1 protein-coding gene is annotated in these 560 nt (G+C 53.0%); it reads left to right on the top strand.

Annotated features, from left to right (window positions below; genetic code table 11):
* Positions 1–560 (top strand): ABC transporter permease (locus tag J5224_RS34480; protein WP_319802553.1); only part of this gene is annotated, 560 nt, incomplete at both ends.

The raw sequence follows: 560 nt of genomic DNA, 5'->3' as shown, positions 1-560 counted from the left end.
CGTTTATATCGCATTGAAAGTCAATTCAATCTCCCTAATGGCGATATTGTTCGCTCAGCGCAGGTTCCTTTTCCGCTGATGGAGGCATTACAGAAACATCCCAATATCGAAAGCGTCGGATACGCTTACCGGTTGCATACCCACCTACGCCGCAAAGGAAGCGTTATTCCCCGCGTTGCGGTATTTGCCGTTACTCCAACGTTTATGGCACAACTGCATCCCTACCGTGAAGATTTGCCAGCACCAGGCCCCCATGACATCTACATCACTGCCGATTTCAATCGCCACTATCTTGGATGGGATGATCCACTTGGCAAAACCGTGGACTTGGGAGAAAGCGGCCAGTTCACCATCAAGGCTATCGTGGAACCCCACCCAGACAGCAGTCTGCAACTGCCCGCCACGATCGCCTTCACCCCCGAACGGGTAGCGGGATACCCCGACAAACGTTTGGACTGGTACGACAGCCATGTCTATGCTTTTGCTCGCCTCCCCCCCTCCCAACCGCATTTTGATCAACACCTGCTGGCTAACATTGTCGCCAATCATGCACCGCACAT

The organism is Candidatus Symbiopectobacterium sp. NZEC135 (assembly GCF_025962695.1).
The sequence above is the reverse complement of the archived record's forward strand: the minus strand, read 5'-3'. Positions and strand labels throughout refer to the sequence as shown.